Genomic DNA, 18160 nt, shown 5'->3' with positions numbered 1-18160 from the left:
CTTCCATGACCACGTCCTCGCCGGGCGACTCCGCCCACGCCCAGCAGCTCATCCTGTCCCAGCGCGTCGCCACCTCCCAGCACCGGGAGGACGCCCGGGAGGCCGACCGCTTCCGCGCCGTGGAGATCCAGCGGTCGATCGCCGCCCAGCACGCCGCCTCCGGCCGCTGACGCCCGCGGGTCAGACGACCCGGGGGAACGGGTCGCCCGGCGGCACCCGCCGGAAGGCCGTGCCCGGGTCCTTGACGATCCGCAGCGGATAGCCCTGGTAGGACAGGTAGGGCCGGTCGATGAGCACCGGGGCGAGCAGCTCCTTCATCGCGGCGAGCCGGTCGTCGCCGAAACCGGTGACCGGCCCCGGGTCGCGGACGACCACCCCGTCACCGGCGGGGTGGACGGTCATGCCGGCGGCCGCAGCCCGGGCGCGCAGCTCGCCGATCCCGCCGTACGCGGCCACGTGCCCCTCGGTCAGCAGATTGGCCCAGTAGTAGCCGCGCACGTGGTCGGCCACGGCGGGCAGCACGACCGTGTTCGGGGCGGAGTACCAGAGCTCCCATGGCGTACGGTCGGCACCCGCGCGGTCCAGGGTGACGGCGGCCGTGGTGAGCGACCACTCCCGCTGCCGCGCCGCCACGAGCGTGAGCAGGGCCTCGGCGGTGGCGTCGGGGCCGGCGGACCAGGGATCGTCCTCGCCGGTGACGGACAGGCCGAGGCAGGCGTGCGGATCGTCGGGCAGCGCCTCCAGCGACAGCACGATCCGGCGCCCGAGCTCATCGGCCAAGGACACCTGCAGCATCTCGACCCGGCCCGCCCGCAGCGCGGCGTGGGCGCGCGCGCCGGGCCCGCCCGGGGATCCGGCCGGGGCCTCGCCCGCCGAGGCCCAGCCGGTGGCGACCGGGGTGCAGCCGGGCGCCAGCGCGCCCACGTCGGCCACCAGGGCGTCGAGGCGATCGGCGAGGGCCGGCTGGGTGAGGGCGGCGGCCAGGTAGAGCGCGGGCTGCGGCGGCGGGGCGGGGGCGCGGCCGGGCTCGTGGACGAAGTAGTGCACCGCGTCGAACTCGGCCTGCGGCATCTCCTGCCGCCGGTCGTGGAGCGGATCCATCGGCACCTCATGAGGGAAGGGGGCCGCGCGGCCCTCCCGGAAGGAAGGACCGCGCGGCCGGTCGGGACAGCGGTATCAGGCGGTCGCCCAGGCCCACAAGCCGCCGACGACGGCGACCGCGCCGGCGACGAGGGCCTCGACGGGGAGCAGGACGATCGCCAGGGCCACCACGGCGACCACCGCGACCGCCACCAGCACGCCCACCACGACGTCGCTGACCACCGGCGAGTCGACCGGCTGCTGGGTGGGCTGGTCACCGGGCCGGGCGGTCGGCGCGGTCGTCGGCCGCTGACCCGGCTGCTGCGTGGGCTGCTGGGTCGGCTTGCCGGTCGGCTTGGGCGCCGGCACCCGCGGCGGCTTGATCCGCAGGTAGTAGATGATTCCGGACGCGTTGGCCGCGCTGGCCGGCCGCGCGCCCTTGCGGGCCCAGCCGCCCCAGTTCGCGCGCGAGAAGATGGTCAGCGTGCCGTCGGCGTCGGTGCGGCTGGCCGGCACGATGTCCGGGCCGCGCTGCACGTTGGGATAGCCCGCGGCCGCCAGCGACCGGACGTAGCGGGCGATCTGGTTGGCGTTGGCGACCTCCCGGGTGGGCAGATTCGGCTTGATCGACGAGAGCTGGTCGCTGGCCGGCTTCACGTCCCAGACGAGGGTCTGCGCGCCGAACCGGGCGATGATGTCCGGGCAGCCCGTCGCCGGGTCGCCGGGCATCGGGCTCGCCGTGGGCGGGCAGATCCGGCCGCCCACGCCCTGCAGCATCTGGCGCCCCGGCACGTCGTCGGCATAGACGTTGAAGGAGCCGTAACGGGCGTCGAGCTGTTCGAGCGCGAGGGCCTGGGCCGCGTCGTGATCGGCGTTGGCGCTGGCGCCCGACGGGTCGGTGAAGACGGTCGTGCGGCCGTCCACGTACCCGTACGAGCTGATCGCCGGCGCCCGCAGCGGCTGCGCGACCGGGTCCTGGCTGCCGAAGCGGCCGGTGCCCGGGTCGTAGGTGCGGGCCGGGAACGAGTACTGGGAGCCCAGCTGCGGGTCCTGGTAGGCGCCGGTGAACTGCTTCGGGTTGTCGGCGCCGGCCGTCGTCACGCCCGCCGCGGTGCCGTTGGTGCGGGCGTTCCCGTACGGGTCGTAGTCGTACGCGGCCAGCGTCTCCCCCGCCCCGTCGACGACGTTCGCGACGCCGCCCAGCCAGTCGAGGGCGTACGAGTCGGTCTGTTCCTCCCGCAGCAGCCCGAGCGGAGTCTCCTGCGGACCGGCGACGTACCCGCGCGTGGCGGTGTCGGTGCCCTGGCTGATCGAGTCCAGCGCGAGCTGCGGCACGGTGTTGTTGATGTCGTAGCGCCACGTGCGGCTCCGCACGTCGCTGCCCGTGCCCGAGACGGCGCTCAGCTGCAGGCCCTGCCCGTCGTAGCTGAAGTCGACCTGCTTGCCGCCGACGGTCGCCGACGCCATCGTGTGGTCGAGGTTGTAGGTGTACTTGTCATTGCCCGCCTTGACCAGGTTGCCCTGCTGGTCGTAGTCGTACTTGACGGTCCGCCCGCCCGTGGTCGCCTCGATCAGCTGATCGGCCTTGTCGTAGTCGTACTTCGTGGTGCCCGAGCCGGCGGTGCCGGTCAGGGTCTGGGACAGCCGGTTGCCGACGCCGTCGTACTTGTAGGTGACCGCGTTCGCCGGCGAGCCCGCGCACGTCCCGACGCCGTAGCAGGCGGCGGTCACGCGGTTCGACGGGTCGTAGCTGTAGCCGACGGCCTGCGACGCCGTCCCGCGGGTGGTCGTGACGGTGGTCGGGTTGCCCACCGCGTCGCGGGCCACCTCGAAGCGGGCGAGGACCTCGTCGCCCGCGGTGGTGCTGATCCCGGTGAGCCGGCCCGCCCGGTCGTACGCCCGGGCCGTCTCCGCCCCCGGCATGGTGGTCCGGGTCAGCCGGCCCGCCGGGTCGTAGCCGAACGACCACGTGTCGGTGTCCGCGCCCGCGATCCCGCCGGTCGCCGTGACGGCGGTCTCCCGGTCGGCGGCGTCCACCGTGGTGCTGATCTTCGTGCCGTCCGGCCAGGTGCGCGACGTGATGTTGCCGTTGCCGTCGTAGCCGTAGGTGAAGCTGCCGTCGTCGCGGCTCACCCGGGTCAGCCGCCCGGCCGCGTCGTACGCCATGGTCCGCAGCCCGCTCGGGTCGGCCATGCTGGTCATCCGGCTCTCCGCGTCGTAGCCGTACGCGTAGATCAGCCCGCCCGCCTTCTGGTCCTGCCCGACGTGCCGGTTGAGGATGTCGTACGTGTTGACGATGCTGCGCGCCGCGGCGTCGCCGGAACCCGGCGCGGTGTAACGCGTCATGTTGCCCTCGGCGTCGTACGCGTAGGTGCTGGTGCGCTCGAGCGCGTCGGTGACCGTGGCGACCCGGCCCAGCGAGTCGTACGTGTACGTGCCGCTGTGCCCGTTGGGGTCGGTGCGCTTGACGACGTGCCCGGCCTTGTCGTAGTCGTACTTCGTGGCGGGCCGGGCGGATCCGGGCGCGACCACCTTGGTCAGCCGGTCCGCCTGGTCGTAGGCGTACGTGGTGGCGTTGCCGAGCCGGTCGGCGTTGCGCACGACCCGGTCGGTGGCGTCGTAGCCGAAGGTCATGGCGGCGCCGAGCGCGTCGGTGACCGTGGTCAGGTTGCCGGCCCGGTCATAGGCGTACCGGGTGGTGAAGTCGCCCGGGTCGGCGCCGGCGGCGTTGCCGCGCGCCTCGACCGCCGTGGTGACCCGGCCGTCGTCGTCGTAGGTCCAGGTCGTCCGGCCGCCGGTCGCCGAGATCCGCGCCGTCGGGTTGCCCGCCGCGTCGAACTCGGTGCGCAGGCTGCCGCCCTCGGGGCTGGTGACCGCCGTGGGGCTGCCGTCCGCGTCGTACTCGACGGCGGTCTCCTCCCCCAGCGGGTCGACGGTCGAGACCAGGTTGTGGTTGTTGTCGTAGCGGCTGACGGTCACCTTGCCGAAGGCGTCGGTGCTCGTGGTGGCCCGGTTCAGCTCGTCGAACCCGGTGTCCACGGTGGCGAACCCGCCGCCCGGGTAGGGGCGCTGGGCGCGGACCAGGTTGCTGTTGAAGTCGTACGTGTAGGTGGTCGTGAACGACGCCGGGTTGGCGCCCTTGACGTTGCCGCGCGGCGAGACCACCGTGGACAGGTTGCCCCGGCTGTCGTAGCCGAAGGTCGTCCTGCCGCCCGCCGGATCGGTGACGGCCGAGCGGCGTCCGGCGGCGGTGTAGGAGTACTCGGTGCGGTAGCCGGTCGGGTCGGTCACCGCGGCGGTGCGGCCCAGGACCTTCAGGTACGCGTACGTGGTCGCGTTGCCCTCCGGGTCCGCCGCGCGCACCAGCTGACCGAGCGCGTCGTAGTCGGTGACCCAGGCGTTCTCCTTGCCCGGGTCGAAGGACTTGCGGAGCCGGTCGAGCGCGTCGTAGACGTAGCGGGTGGTGTAGTCGTCCGGGTCGGCGCCCGTGACAGTGCCGCGCGGGTCGGTCTCACGGACCGGGCGGCCCACGGTGTCGTACCCGAAGGCGGTCTTGTTGCCCAGCGGCGACGTGCGCGCGGTGAGGTTGCCCGCCGCGTCGTAGGTCATCGTGGTCTTCTTGCCGCGCGGGTCGGCCACCTCGGTGACCAGGCCGCGGTCGTCGACGGTGACCACCGTCGTGTCGCCGCCGGGGCTGGTGATCCGGGTCAGCTCGTCGAACGCGCTGTAGCCGAACGTCGACGTGTTGCCGAGCCCGTCCCGGTGCGCGGTCAGGTTGTTGTGCGGGTCGAAGGTGTTGCTGACCGTGTAGTTGAACGGCTCGGGCGCCGTCATCGTGGTCATGTTGCCCGCCGCGTCGAAGCCGGCCGCGAGCTGGTTGCCCTTCGCGTCGACCAGCAGCGTCGGGTCGACCTGCGCGTTGTAGCGCTGGTTGGTCGTGTCCCCGTTGCCGTTCTGGCTGTAGATCAGCACGTTGCCGCGGTAGCCGTCGAAGTAGTTGACGCCGTCCGGGTCGGTGGTCTTCGCCTCCTGTTTCGCGGTGTCCCAGGCGAACCTGGTGACCTGCCCGAGCGCGTCGGCCTGGCTCGCCACGCGACCGGCGGCGTAGGTGGTGGTCACCTGCACCCGCTCGGCCGGGTCGAGCACCTTGGTCAGCAGCCGGCCGGTGTAGCCGTACTTCCAGGTGTTGCCCTCGGCGTCGGTGGCGGCGGTGAGCAGGCCGTCGGTGTAGGTGTACTTGACCGAGCGGCCGTCGGGCAGGCTGATCTTGCGGATGAGCCCGTCCGGGCCGAGGTCGGCGGTGACGACCCGGCCCGCCGCGTCGGTGATCTTCCAGCTCGTCGCGGTGTAGGCGACGGTGGCACCGAGCCCGCGGGAGTTGCGGATCGCGGCGAGCCGGCCCGAGGCGTCGAAGGTGTAGGTGATCTGGTCCGGCGTGACCAGCTTCCAGCCGTCACCGGCCGCGCTGAGGTTCGACCGGACGCCGGGCGGGCGCCGGAAGGAGCCGTCGTCGGCCCGCTGATAGGTGACCTGGGCGCCGTCGTCGGCGCGGACGGTCACGGCGGTCTCCGCGCCCGCGGGCGGGATGACCCGGACGTCGTAGGTCCAGGCCCAGCCCAGCCCGAGCGACCCGGCCGTGCCGTTGGTCGACGAGTAGCGCCGCACCGCGCGGAAGGGCACCGCGAAGCCGGCCATCCGCAGGTCGGTGGAGCTGAACGTGAACGCGCCGGTGCCGGTGTTGACGCCGCCGCCGCGCACCGCCTGCCCGACCGTGGTCGGGGCGAGCACGTTGCCGCAGGCGCACCCGGCGGCCTGGGCGGCCGGCAGCGCGGGCGGCTCGGCCGTGATCCGGGCCTTGGCCGTGGGCGACGCGTCCGAGACCAGCTCGGTGCCGTCCTTGAGGGTGACGGTGACGGTGACGAAGTAGTCGTGGTCGCCGGTCAGCACCCAGCCGTCGAGGGTTCCGAAGGTCCGGCAGAACTGCCGGGGCGTGCCGCAGCGCGACAGGTCGCTCGCGGCGATCGGCACCGACTCCTGGGCGGCGCCGGTCTCGGGGTCGTAGACGGTGGCCCGCCAGGTCTGCCAGTCGCCGGTGCCCGGCGCGGCGACGTCGAAGTAGAGCACCAGCGAGGTGTCGGCGATGGCGAAGCCGGGGCGCAGCACCAGGTTCTGCGCCGCGGCCGGGGCGGCGGTGGCCGTCAGGCCCTGGCGCTGCCGCACCTGGGCCCGGCCGAGCTGCCGCGGCTTGCCGGCGGCGTCGGCGCCCGGCGGCACGACGGGCGGGCGCTGCCCGGCGGGCAGGCCGTGCTCGGGCCGGGACGAGGCGGGCAACGGGCGGTCGACCGGGCCGGGCCCGGGCGGGGCCTCGGGCGTCTCCCCCACGGCTCGCGGGGCGGGCGGCGGGGCGGCCGAGGCCGCCGGGGCCACCAGGAACTGCGCGGCGGTCAGGGCGGCGACGGCCGCGGCGAGCCGGACGGATATCCGCCCGGCCGACGATATCGACATGATTCACTCCCCGTGATCGGAATGGATGCCGGTCGATGCTTGCGCCGCGCCGAGATCCAACTCCACCGACTGTCGGGGACACGCCAGAAACCCGCGTGTTACGTCCGATGTGGACTCATTGCCGCTCCCAGAGCCGGGCCACGAGCTGCTCGACGGCCTTGTCCCGGTGCCGCCGGTAGGTGTTGAACGACAGGTGCAGCGCGACGGCCAGCCGCTCCTGGCTCATCGTGGGCCGCACGTAGGTCCGGGTCAGCAGCTCCCGGGCCCGGGGATCCAGCCCCGCGATGCCCGCTTCGAGCCGCGGGGACAGCTTCCCGGGGGTACGCAGGGCCGCGCGCACGGCGTCGGCGAACTCGGCCCGCGACGGGGCCGGCTCCCGGCGCACCGGCCCGCCCAGCTGACGGGCGTGCAGCTCACGCGTGTACCGCTCGACGCCCGTGCGCCGCCAGTCGTGGGCGAAGCAGCCGTCGCCGGTCGGCCAGAAGTCGAGGAACTCCATGGCCGGCGTCCAGAACTCCGCGTCGTCCAGCGGGCCCACCAGGGTCCAGGCGACATCGTCCTCCAGCCGCATGACGGCGAGCATCTGGCCGGCGAGGAAGAGCGTCGCCGCCTGCGGGCTCCGGGCGTGGAAGAAGCGCCAGGCCCGTACCCGCTCCCCCGGCTGGGGCGGATCCTGGCGCTGCACGTGCTGCCACATCGCGTCGGCGACCGGATCCACGCCCGCATCGGTGCCGTCGAGCTCCAGGCAGGCGGCGTATCCGCAGAACTCACCGGCGGCCGTCCGGAAGACGCGGAACGCCTCGGGCTGACGCCGCAGCCAGTACGTGACAGGCTCCGGCCCGGCGGCGGCCACATGCGCCTCGTCACCGTCGCGCAGCCGGTCGGCGTACGCGCCCATGGTCGGCGGCAGCGTGCTCAGCGCCTCCAGCCGCGAGCGGGCCCCGTTGAGCACGATCATCCGCACGACCACTTCGAGCTGCGCCCGCTCGTCGGCCAGGGCCAGGACGTGGTCGCGAAAGGCGACGAGCTTCCGGGCGTACGTGGCGGCGTAGCGCTCGGGGTCCCGCCAGCGCAGGTCGGCGTCGAGGACGTCGCGGACCACGTCGTGCGGACAGAGCCCGTACGGGCTGTCGCGCACGAACGGCTGCGCCCGGAGCCACGCGAACAGCTCCCCGGCGTCGCCCCCGACCATCGCGCGCAGATAGTCCTCGGTCGTGGCCGGGACCAGCGCGCACGCCTCGAGCGCGGCCCGGTGGTGCGGGCTCGGCGCCTGTTCGACCAGCTGCCCGACCAGCGCCCCCACGACGTCGGGCACGTCCGCGAGGGTACGCGGCGCGGCGCCCCGGGCGACCGCGTCCGCCAGCAGCGACAGCGTCAGCGGATGGCCCCGGCTGATCGTCACCAGCCGGTCCCGCGCCGGGGCGCCGACGTCCCGCGCCGCCAGCAGGGCGTGCGCGTGCTCCCGGGTCAGGTTGCCCAGCTCGGCGACCCGGGTCAGCGCCCGCCACGCCGGGTCCGCCCGCCACCGGGGCCCCGGCTCCCGCCGACCGGCCAGCACCACGAGCGCGCCACCCGGCAGGGACGGCAGATAGTGCTCGCGCATCCAGTCGTCGAGGGGCTCCAGCAGCTCGTACGTGTCGATGAGCAGGACCGGGCGCACCCCGGCCGGCACCGGCAGCGGGCCCGGCGCCAGCGCCAGATGCCGCGCGTCCACCCGGACCGGCTCCCGGCCCGCCGCGGCGGCCAGCTCCGCGAAGCCGTCCAGCAAGGTGGATTTGCCCACACCCCCGGGCCCGTGGACGAAGAGCACGCCCGGCCCGCCCAGCGCCTCCCGGAAGAGCGCGAGCTCGGCGTCGCGCCCCACGAGCGAGCGCCGCCGCAGGTCGTCCAGGGTCTCCGCGAGCAGAGTCATGCGCAGACCCTAGTTGGGCACCGGAATGGGCACTTCGCCCCTGTCCGGCCCGGTCAGGATCGGGCCATGTCTGATTTCCCGAGCAACTGGGGCCGGTGGGGCGCCGACGACGAGCGCGGCGCCGTCAACCTCATCACCGCCGAGGTACGCGCCCGCGCCGCCGCCGAGGCCCGCACCGGCCTGACCGTCTCGATCGCCCGCGCCACGGTCCCGTTCCCGCTGACCGGCGGCCCGATGGCGGCGACCACGGCGGCCACGACCGCGGTGCAGACGGTCATGCAATTCACCGGCGCCGGCGCCCCCGCGATGGCGGAAGTGATGATCGTGACGACCCACCATCCGGAGGTGACGCATCTCGACGCCATGGGTCACTGGGTCGAGGGCGGCCGGGTCTATCCGGGCGTGGACGCGGCGGACAGCTCCGGCCCGGCCGGCGTACGGCACGGCGCGGCCGACGTCTACGCCGACGGCATCGTCACCCGGGGCATCCTGCTCGACCTGGCACCGGGCGGCCGGCTGGACCCGGGCACCCCGGTGACCGCCGCCGTCCTCGACGCCGCGGCCGCAAGGGCAGGCGTCGAGGTACTTCCGGGCGACGCCGTGGTGGTGCGTGGCGGCTGGGACCGGGTGCGCGACGGCGACGAGGCGCTGCCGGGGCTGACCCTCGACGCGGTGCGCTGGCTCCACGAGCACGGGGTCGCCGTCTATGCCGGGGACATCGGCGACGCCCGTCCGCCGCTGCCCGGGGAGGTGCCCGGGGCGCTGCACCGCTTCGCCCTGGGCCGGCTGGCCATCCCGCTCGTCGACGGCGCCGACCCGGCCGCCCTGGCGGAGACGTGCGCCCGGCTCGGCCGCTGGACGTTCCAGTTCGTCGTCGCGGTGCCCCGCATCACCGGCACGACCGGGCTGCCGGTGAACCCCTTGGCGGTCTTCTGACCTTTCGTCCGGTGTGGACCGGCGGTACCGTACCTGGTCATGCCCACTCAACCGCTTCAGCCCGGTGACCCCGTGGAGCTGGGAGGTTACCGTCTGCTCGGCCGGCTCGGGGCGGGCGGGATGGGCGCCGTCTACCTGGGCCGCGGCCGGGACGGGCGGCCGGTCGCGGTCAAGGTCATCCGGCCCGACCTGGCCAGCCAGGCGGAGTTCCGGGGCCGGTTCCGCAGCGAGGTCAACCGGGCCCGGGCGGTGCCGTCCTTCTGCACGGCCCCGGTGCTGGACGCGGACCCGGACCACGCGACCCCGTACCTGGTCGTCGAGTACGTGGACGGCCCCGACCTGGCCGAGGTGGTCGACGAGCGCGGCCCGCTGTCCGGCGGCGAGCTGGACAGCGTGGCGATCGGCGTGGCGACGGCGCTGGCCGCCATCCACGGCGCCGGGGTCATCCACCGCGACCTCAAGCCGCGCAACGTGCTCTTCGCCCTGGGCACCCCGAAGGTGATCGACTTCGGCATCGCGCGCCCGTTCGAGGCGACGAGCCACCACACGCACACCGACCAGATGGTGGGCACGGTCTCGTACATGGCGCCGGAGCGCTTCGACACCGACGGTCCCGGCGTGGGCCCGGCCGCCGACGTCTTCGCCTGGGGCGTGCTGATCACCTATGCGGGCACCGGCCGTACGCCCTTCGCCGCGGACTCCCCCGCCGCGACCGCCGCCCGCATCCTCACCCAGCCGCCGGAGCTGGGCCGGCTCCCGGCGCCGCTGCGCGGGATCGTGGCCCGCACGCTGGCCAAGGACCCGGCCGCCCGGCCCACCGCCGCCCAGCTGCTGGAGCTGCTGCTCGACACCGGCTCGCACAGCGCGCCGGACCTGCGCCGGGCGGCCCGCGCCGCCGTCACCCCGCGCCGCCGCCACGGCCGGACCCTGGCCGTGGCCGCCGCGGCCGTGACCGTGCTCGGCGCCGCCGGGGCCTGGGCCCTGACCAGCCGGCAGCCCGCCCCCGCCCCGGCGCCACCCGTGGCCGCCACCTCCGCCCCGGCGGGCCGGCTGCTGATCGGCGACCGGCTCGACCAGCCCGGCCGCTGGACCGCCGCCGACGACGAGTTCGGCACCTGCTCCTTCGCCGCCGGCCGGATGGTGGTCACCGCCCGCGGCTCCGGCGCCAACTCCTGCCCCGGCCCCGAGGACCAGATCGCCGGCGACCAGTCGATCACCGTCACCGTCGCCCTCCTCGACCCGCGCAGCTGCGGCTGGATCGGCTTCCGCCGCACCAGCGACGACCTCGGCTACAACCTCTTCCTCTGCGCCGCCCACGTCACCCTCTCCAAGGACGCCGACGACAACCGTTCGACGCTGAGCACCGTGCGCTCCCCCGTCCTCGCCGGCGGCGGCGACCACCGCGTCGACCTGCGCCTGCGCGGCGGCGTCGCCACCGTCGAGGTCGACGGCCTGCCCGTGGGCCGGGGCGCGGTGAACGACCGCCGCCTGCGCACCGGCCGCGTCGAGCTGGGCCTGGAGACCGACGACACCAGCCCCGACGGCCGCGTCGCCTTTCGGAGCGTGGAGATCCGCAAGCTGCCCTGAAGTCCGCGCCGCCGCGCAGGATGCGGACGGTCAGGGGCGCAGCTCACCGTCCACCGGCGAGAACTCGCTCCAGCCGTTGCCCGGGCCGATCTGCCAGCGCTGCCAGACCTGACCAGCCGCGTTGACGCCGAACACCTCGATCCGGCCGTCGCTGTCGGTGTCCGCGCCCACCTGCGTCAGCAGCCCGCCGAAGTCGGACCAGGCGTTCCAGCCGGCCGAGCCCGCGCTCTGCTGATAGGTGTGCCACACGTGGGCGCCGGCGCCGCTGGCGAAGACCTCCAGCCGGCCGTCCTGGTTGCGGGCGATCGCCAGCTGGGTCGCGGCCACCCCGGGCAGGCTCGTCCATGCCGTGTAGTCGCTGCTCCCGGGGCTCAGCTGGGCGCTGTGGAACACCACGCCGTGATCATTGAAGCCGACCAGCTCGATCCGGCCGTCGGTGTCGGTCTCCGCCACGACGTTGTACAGCTGGCCGGGCAGCGTCCGCCAGACCGACCCGTCCCAGGAGCCGGGGCTGGACTGCACCCGGTACCAGATCTGCCGGGAGCTGTCGGTGCCGTAGGCCGTCAGGCGCCCGTCGAGGCTGAGAGCGGCCGAGATCGAGTTCAGGGCCTTGCCGAACGACTCCACGGAGGTCCAGGTGCTCGCCCCGGGAGCCGTCTGCCGGCGATGTACGGCCTGACCGGCGGCGGTGATCCCGAAGAGCTCGACCTGGCCGTCCGCGTTCCGCTCCGCGCCGACGGCGTGCAGCTGCCCCTCGGTGAAGGGCGTCCAGCCGGTCCAGCCGGTGGGCCCGCCGGGCAGGATCTGGGTGCGGGTGAAGACCAGGTCGGCCGGGTTCGTCCCGAAGGTCTGCAGCCGGCCGTCCGCGTTGCGGGCGACGGCCACCGACGATCCGAACACGGTGGCGGCCAGGGACGGTGCGACCGGCACCGGACGTGCGGCGGCGGCCGGCGCGGCGGTGACCGAGAGAACGGCGGCCACGCTCGAGACGGCAGCGAGGAGAATGCGCACAGGAGGCTTCCTTTCGACTCAAGTCGCGGACCGGTCGGCACCGGCCCGCATCTCCAGCCTCCCGAGCACCCTGACGCCGGGCTGACCCGACGCTGACGCAGGCCCGTTCACGCCGCCCGGGGCAGCTCGCGCAACCGGCTCCGCACCGCGTCGCTCTCCGCCGTGCCGAGCGCCGCGAACAGCCGCAGGGCCTGCTCCCAGTGGCCGCGCGCCGCGGCGTCGTCACCGGCGGCGCGGTGGGCGGCGGCCAGGCCGTCGTGGGCCCGGGCCTGCTGGTAGCGGTCCCCGTCCGCCGCCGCGACGGCGAGTGCCTCGGCGTGCCGGTCGGCGGCCGCCGGGCCGGCGCCGGTGGCCAGCAGGGTGCCGCCGAAGTCGTTGAGGGCGGCCGCTTCCCCGTTGCGAGTGCCGGTGGCGCGGCGCAGTTCGAGCGAGCTTTCGTGATAGGCGAGAGCCCCGGCCAGGTCACCCGCCGCGCGGGCGACGGCGCCCAGCAGGTTGAGGGTGGTCGCCTCGTTGCCGGGATAGCCCAGATTCCGGTAGAGCGTGAGCGCCCGCCCGAGGGTCGCGGCGGCCGGCTCGAGCTCGCCCCGGCGCAGCTGGACGCCGGCCAGGTCGGTGAGGATGTCCGCCTCCCCGTCGACCTTGCCCGCCGCGCGCGCCAGCCGGAGCGCCACGCCCAGGTGCCCGGCGGCCTCGTCCAGCCGCCCGGTGAGTGTGTGCACGACCCCGAGCCCCTTGAGCGCGCTGACTTCCCCCAGGGCGTGGCCGTTCTCCCGATAGAGCCGCAGGGCCTCGGCATAGTGCCCGGCGGCGTCGGCGACCACGCCCGTCGTCCGGGCGATGAGACCGAGGTTGCACAGCGCGTCCGCCTCGCCGATCCGGTCGCCCGCCGCGCGGAACAGCACGGCCGCGTCCCGGTAGTACGCCGCCGCCCGCGCGTACTCGGCCCGCCACCAGTGGGCCGCGGCCAGGTTGTTGAGCGCCCGCGCCTCCGCGGAACGGTCACCCGAGTCCCGCGCGGCCCGGCGGGCATGCTCGTGCACGGTGAGCGCCTCCGCGTGGTGGCCGCTCATGTCGAGGTGGCGGAAGAGCGTCTGCGCCAGGGCTGTCGCGTGTGCCGCCCGGCCGTGCGCGGCGGCGTAGGCGCAGGCGGCCACGAGGTCGGGCAGCTCCGCGTCGAGCCAGGCGCGGGCGTCACCGGGGCCGGTGAACCGCGGCGTCGTGGCGACCGGCTCGATCCGGGGACGCTTCGCCCGCTCCGCGGAGTGCAACACGTCCATGGCGGCGGCCGCCCCGGCCAGATAGTGGTCGAGCAGCCGGGTCATCGCGGCCGCGGCCTCCGCGGGGGTCAGTGCGGCCCGCGTACGGGCATAAGCGCGCAGCAGGTCGTGCATCGTGTAGCGGCCCGGCCCGTGCGCCTCGACGAGATGGGCCCGGGCCAGCCGGGCGCACAGTCGCGCGGCGTGACCGGCGTCGCCGCCGATGAGCGCGGCCACCGCACCCGCCTCGAAGTCGGGGCCAGGGTGCAGCCCGGCGGCCGCGAAGGCGTGGGCCACGTCGGCCGGGAGCTGCTGGAAGGACCAGGAGAAGACCGACGCGACTGCGGCGCGGACCTCGCCTCCCGCGTCCAGCAGCTCGAGCCGGTGCCGCTGGTCGGCGAGGGCCCGGGCGAGCCCGGCCAGGCTGACCTCCGGCCGGGTCACGGCCAGCTCGGCGGCGACCCGCAGGGCCAGCGGCAGCCGGGCGCACTGGTCGGCCAGCTCCGCCGCCCGCTCCGGTTCGGCGTCCACCCGGGCGCCGACCAGCCGGCGCAGCAGGGTGAGCGCGTCGGCGGCCGGCAGCAGGCCGAGGTCGAGCCGGCGGGCCCCGTCCAGAGCGACCAGGCCGGCGAGCGAGTCGCGGCTGGTGACGACGACGAGACAGCCGGGCGCCCCGGGCAGCAGGGGCCGGACCTGGTCGGCGCTGCCCGCGTTGTCGAGCACGATCAGCACCCGCCGGCCGGCGAGGGCGGTCCGGTAGCACCCGGCCCGCTCGTCCAGGCCGAGCGGCACGTCCGGCCCGGCCACGCCGAGCGCGCGCAGGAAGCCGGCGAGCGCCTCCGCCGGCGGCACCGGCTGGTCCGGGTCGTACCCGCGCAGGTTCACGTAGAGCCCGCCGCCGGGGAACCGCCCGGCGATGCGCCGGCTCCACCGCACGGCCAGGGCGGTCTTGCCCACTCCGGCGGTCCCGGCGATCGCGACGATCTGCGTCTCGGCGGCGAGCCGGTCCAGGGCGGCGAGCTCGGCCTCCCGGCCCGTGAACGCGGCGACCGGCGCGGGCAGCTGCGCCGGCCCGGCCGGGGCGGGCGGTTGCGCAGGACCGGCCGGGGCGGGCGGTTGCGCAGGACCGGACAGCACGGGCCCGGCCAGCGCCGGGTCCTGCCGCAGCACGGCGATCTCCAGCTCGCGCAGCCGCGGACCCGGCTCGATGCCCAGCTCCTCCCGCAGGCTCCGCCGCACCCGCTGGTGGACGGCGAGCGCGTCGGACTGCCGGCCGGCGCTGCAGAGGGCCCGGATCAGCAGCGCGGCGATGTCCTCGTGCCAGGGGTGGGCGCGGGTGAGGCTCTCGAGCTCGGCCACCAGCCGGGGTCCCTCGCCCACGGCCAGCCGGGCGTCGGCGAGCTCCAGCCGGACGCGCAGCAGCAGCTCGTCGAGCCGCCGGGCCTGCTCGTCGAACCAGGGCCGGTCGCGCAGCCCGGCCAGCGCGGGCCCGCACCACAGCCCGGCGGCGGTGCGCAGGTGGGCCAGGCGTTGCTCCGGGCCGGAGGCGGCCGCCGCCGCGCCCAGCAGCCGCTCGGCCACGTGCACGTCGGTGGTTCCGGCGCCGAGGTCCAGCTGGTATCCGGGCGGGCGGGCGACGATCGCCGCGCCGGCCCCGAACACCTTGCGCAGGTGGGAGACGTGGCGCTGCAAGGCGTTCGCGGCGGCGGGCGGCGGGGTGCCCTGCCAGATCAGCTCGGTGAGCCGCGTTCCACCGACGACCCGGCCCGCCGACAGCGCCAGACCGGCCAGCAAAGCCTGGCGTTTGCTGCCGTTGAGCCGCTGCGGCATGTCGTCCATGAGGACGTCGACCGGGCCGAGCAGGCGGACGCGCACACCCATGTCCCGATCTCACCACCTATCGGCCCAGCCCGGCTGTCAGCCCTTCGACGATCTGGCGGGTGGCCACCACGAAAAGAACGATGAGCGGGACGGTGGTGATGACGAGGCCGGCGAACAGCGCCGCCCAGTTGGTCTGGAACTCGCCGAAGAACTGGGTGAGGCCGACCGGCAAGGTGTAGCGGTCCGAGCTGCGGAGCAGGACGAGCGGATAGAAGAAGTCGTTCCACAAGGGCACGAAACGAAACACCACCACGGTGGCAATGGCGGGTTTGACCAACGGCACCATGATGCGGGCGAAGATGCGGAGTTCGCCGGCGCCGTCGAGGCGGGCCGCTTCGTCGAGATCGGCGGGGAGGCCGCGGAAGAAGGCCGTCATGACGAAGACCGAGAAGGGGATGCCGCCGGCGGCGTACACGAGAATCAGGCCGAGCCGCGAATCGATCAGGTTCATGCTGCCGAGCAGGTGAAAGGTCGGCAGAATGCCCAGGCGGACAGGCAACATCAGACCCGCGAGAAAGTACGCCGTGAGCACCGCCCGCCCCCGGAAACCGAACCGCCCCAGCGCGTACGACGCCGGCAGCGCCACCCCCACGTCGAGCGCCACCGCGCCCGCCGTCACCAGCACCGAATTCCACACGTACGTGGAGAAGGACGCCTCGGTCCACGCGGTCTCGTAGTTCGTGAAGTCGAGAGTGGAGGGCAGCCCGAGCGGCACGGACAACACGTCGGCATTGGGGCGCAACGAATTCAGGAGCATCACGAGCATCGGGGCCAGGGCGACCGCCGCATAGGACCACAGCAGCAGATAGCCGGCCAGCCGGACAGTGCGGGTCATGAGCGGCTGCGGATGAACCGGTCGGCCGTGACCGCGACGACGAAGGTGGCTATGAAAAGCAGCACGGCCAGGGCCGAGGACTGGCCGATGGCATTGGTGCCGCCCTCGGCGAAGGCGATGCGATAGAAGAGCAGTCCGAGCACGTCGGTGGCGCCGCCGGGCCCGGTGGGCTGATTGCCCTGCGCGCCGGAGAGCGCATAGACCAGCTCGAAGGTGTTCATCGAGCCGAGAAAGGTCAGGATCGAGATCACGCCGATCGACGGCAGGAGCAGCGGCAGGGTGACCCGGCGGAAACGTTGCCACGCGGTGGCGCCGTCGACCCGGGCGCACTCACCGTATTCGGGCGGCAGTCCGGCCAGGGCCGCGCCGAAGAGCAGGATCGGAAAGCCTAGATGATGCCACGCATTGACGAGGATGACCGTCGGCAACGCGGTGGCCGGGTCGCCGAGCCAGGGGCGGGCCAGCGCGCCGAGGCCCATGGCGTCGAGCCCGGCGCCGACCGGGCCGAAGACCGGGCTCAGCAGCAGGCTCCACAGATAGCCGACGACCAGCCCGCCGACCAGATAGGGCACCGTGAAGACCGTCCGCAGGAAGCGCCGCGCCACCGGCAGCTCGGCCAGCAGCACGGCGATCAACAGGCCGACGGTGTTCTGCATCAGCATCGTGCCGGCGAAGAATGCCATCGTGTGCCAGAAGGCGGGCCACAGCTGCTGGTCGAGCGGAAACGTGGTGAAGAGACCGGTGAAATTGTCCGTCCCGGCGAATCCGGCCCGCGCGGTGCCCTGCCAGCGCCAGAAGCTGTTCGCGAGCGCCGACAGCAGCGGATAGACGGCGAAGACGGTGTAGAGCAGAAACGCGGGCAGCACGAACCAGAAGGCGATCAGCCTTCGTCTCACGGCCGGAACCACTGCGAGATGCCGGCCTGGATGTCGGCGGCCACCTCCGCGGCGGTCTGCTGCCCGAGCAGCATCTTCTGGAGCCCGGCCGCCTGCAGATCACTGCCCAGCGGCGTGCCGTAACGGAAATCGACGAGCATGAGGTACGGCGTCGGGGCGGCCCGATAGGCGGCGACCATGTCCGCGAGCAACGGGTCGGCCGGCTGCACACCCTTCACGAGCGACACCTGTTTCAAGGTGTCGGCCACCTGCTGCCCGAACTCCGCGGTCGTCATCCATTGCAGAAGTTGCAGCGCCTCCTCCTGATGCTCGGATGTGGCATTGAGCCCGTACGACGCGTCCACCCACCCCACTTGCAGCGGCTCGGTCACCACGGCGCCGGGCGGGGGCGGCGCGTTGAAGACACCCAGATTCAGCTTCGGATTGATGGTCTTCAACGGGGCGAGCGCGAAGGAGCCTTCCGGGATCATGGCCGCCTTTCCGGTGGCGAAGAGCGTCTGCACATCCGTTTCGCCCAGCGCCATCATGTCCTTCGGAAAGAACGACTTCAACTGATTGAGGACGTCCAGAGCGGCGACATAGGCCGGATCGGTGAACGTGACGTCGCCCGCCAGCACCTTCTTCTCGAAGGCCGGGCCGCCGTATCGGGTGGCGGCGAACATGTCGGCGTACAGGGGAAGCAGCCAGGTGTCCTTGCCCGCCGTGGCGAACGGGGTGATGCCCGCTCCCTGCAGTGTCCGCGCCGCCGCGAGCATCTGCTCCCAGGTGGCCGGCGGCTCGATCTGATGCTTCGCGAAGACGTCCTTGTCGTAATAGATCTGGAAGGTCGACATCTCCAGCGGTACGCCGTAGACCTTGCCGTCCTTCTTGCCGCGGGCGCCGTCGAGCGAGCTCTTCTCGAAGTTCGCCAGGCCGGTGACCCGGTCGTCGAGCGGCACGAGGTCGCCCGCGTCGATCAGGGGCTGCAGGCCGCCGTACGCCCGCAGTTGCATGACGTCGGGGCCGCCCGCGCGGGTCAGGCCGGTGGACAGGATGGTGTTGTACTCGGTGGACTTGTAGGCCTTGACCTCGACCCGGATGTCCGGGTGCGCGTCGTGGAAGGTGTCGAGGATCTGCTCGTAGGCGGCGACGTCCTCCGGCCGCCACGACCAGAGCGACAGGGTGGTGCGGTCGTCGGTGGAACCCGTCGCGGTGCAGGCGGCGGAGGCCAGGGCGGCCACCAGCGCGAGAACAGCGAACCCGGTGCGCGTTCTCATCG

Annotated in this window: 11 protein-coding genes; 3 read left to right on the top strand and 8 right to left on the bottom strand. The window is 74.0% G+C overall.

All coding sequences use genetic code 11. The annotated features are described in order from the left end of the window. The first annotated feature begins 5 nt into the window (after positions 1 to 5). Positions 6 to 170 (top strand): hypothetical protein, encoded by a 165-nt coding sequence (locus tag RAN62_RS07795; RefSeq protein ID WP_305783821.1) that lies wholly within the window; start codon positions 6 to 8, stop codon positions 168 to 170. A gap of 10 nt (positions 171 to 180) precedes the next feature. Here the strand turns inward: RAN62_RS07795 and RAN62_RS07790 are convergent, their stop codons facing one another. From RAN62_RS07790 to RAN62_RS07780, 3 genes are all read right to left on the bottom strand, one after another. Further along, the gene (locus tag RAN62_RS07790) at positions 181 to 1101 is read right to left on the bottom strand and encodes a hypothetical protein (protein WP_305783820.1); all 921 of its coding nucleotides are present in this window, start codon (positions 1099 to 1101) and stop codon (positions 181 to 183) included. Positions 1102 to 1176: 75 nt separating this feature from the next. After that, complete coding sequence (locus tag RAN62_RS07785) at positions 1177 to 6585, bottom strand: DUF6531 domain-containing protein (protein ID WP_305783819.1); 5409 nt, start codon at positions 6583 to 6585, stop codon at positions 1177 to 1179. A 115-nt stretch (positions 6586 to 6700) separates the two neighbouring features. Beyond that, on the bottom strand, positions 6701 to 8497 hold the full coding sequence (locus RAN62_RS07780; protein ID WP_305783818.1) for an ATP-binding protein: 1797 nt from the start codon (positions 8495 to 8497) through the stop codon (positions 6701 to 6703). A 66-nt stretch (positions 8498 to 8563) separates the two neighbouring features. Between RAN62_RS07780 and RAN62_RS07775 the strand changes: the two genes are divergently transcribed. Both RAN62_RS07775 and RAN62_RS07770 read left to right on the top strand, forming a co-directional pair. Continuing rightward, the gene (locus RAN62_RS07775) at positions 8564 to 9433 is read left to right on the top strand and encodes a cyclase family protein (protein ID WP_305783817.1); all 870 of its coding nucleotides are present in this window, start codon (positions 8564 to 8566) and stop codon (positions 9431 to 9433) included. A gap of 39 nt (positions 9434 to 9472) precedes the next feature. Beyond that, positions 9473 to 11020 carry a serine/threonine-protein kinase gene (locus RAN62_RS07770; RefSeq protein WP_305783816.1) on the top strand — a complete coding sequence of 516 codons (1548 nt, stop codon included), beginning with the start codon at positions 9473 to 9475 and terminating at the stop codon, positions 11018 to 11020. Between the two features lie 30 nt (positions 11021 to 11050). On the opposite strand, the gene RAN62_RS07765 is transcribed toward RAN62_RS07770, so the two are convergent. The 5 genes from RAN62_RS07765 to RAN62_RS07745 form a co-directional block, all read right to left on the bottom strand. Then, the gene (locus RAN62_RS07765; RefSeq protein ID WP_305783815.1) at positions 11051 to 12031 is read right to left on the bottom strand and encodes a PLL family lectin; all 981 of its coding nucleotides are present in this window, start codon (positions 12029 to 12031) and stop codon (positions 11051 to 11053) included. Positions 12032 to 12138: 107 nt separating this feature from the next. After that, on the bottom strand, positions 12139 to 15171 hold the full coding sequence (locus RAN62_RS07760) for an AfsR/SARP family transcriptional regulator (protein WP_305783814.1): 3033 nt from the start codon (positions 15169 to 15171) through the stop codon (positions 12139 to 12141). A 16-nt stretch (positions 15172 to 15187) separates the two neighbouring features. Continuing rightward, the gene (locus RAN62_RS07755; RefSeq protein WP_305783813.1) at positions 15188 to 16006 is read right to left on the bottom strand and encodes a carbohydrate ABC transporter permease; all 819 of its coding nucleotides are present in this window, start codon (positions 16004 to 16006) and stop codon (positions 15188 to 15190) included. After that, complete coding sequence (locus tag RAN62_RS07750; RefSeq protein ID WP_305783812.1) at positions 16003 to 16902, bottom strand: carbohydrate ABC transporter permease; 900 nt, start codon at positions 16900 to 16902, stop codon at positions 16003 to 16005. Before RAN62_RS07750 ends, RAN62_RS07755 begins: the two co-directional genes overlap by 4 nt. Next, positions 16899 to 18158, bottom strand: a complete 1260-nt coding sequence (locus RAN62_RS07745) for an ABC transporter substrate-binding protein (RefSeq protein ID WP_305783811.1) — start codon at positions 18156 to 18158, stop codon at positions 16899 to 16901. The genes RAN62_RS07750 and RAN62_RS07745 overlap by 4 nt, the downstream gene beginning before the upstream one ends. Positions 18159 to 18160: the final 2 nt, after the last annotated feature.

It is taken from the genome of Symbioplanes lichenis, assembly GCF_030709675.1.
Lineage (GTDB): Bacteria > Actinomycetota > Actinomycetes > Mycobacteriales > Micromonosporaceae > Actinoplanes > Actinoplanes lichenis.
Note: the sequence above shows the minus strand (reverse complement) of the source record. Positions and strands in the feature narration are given on the sequence as shown.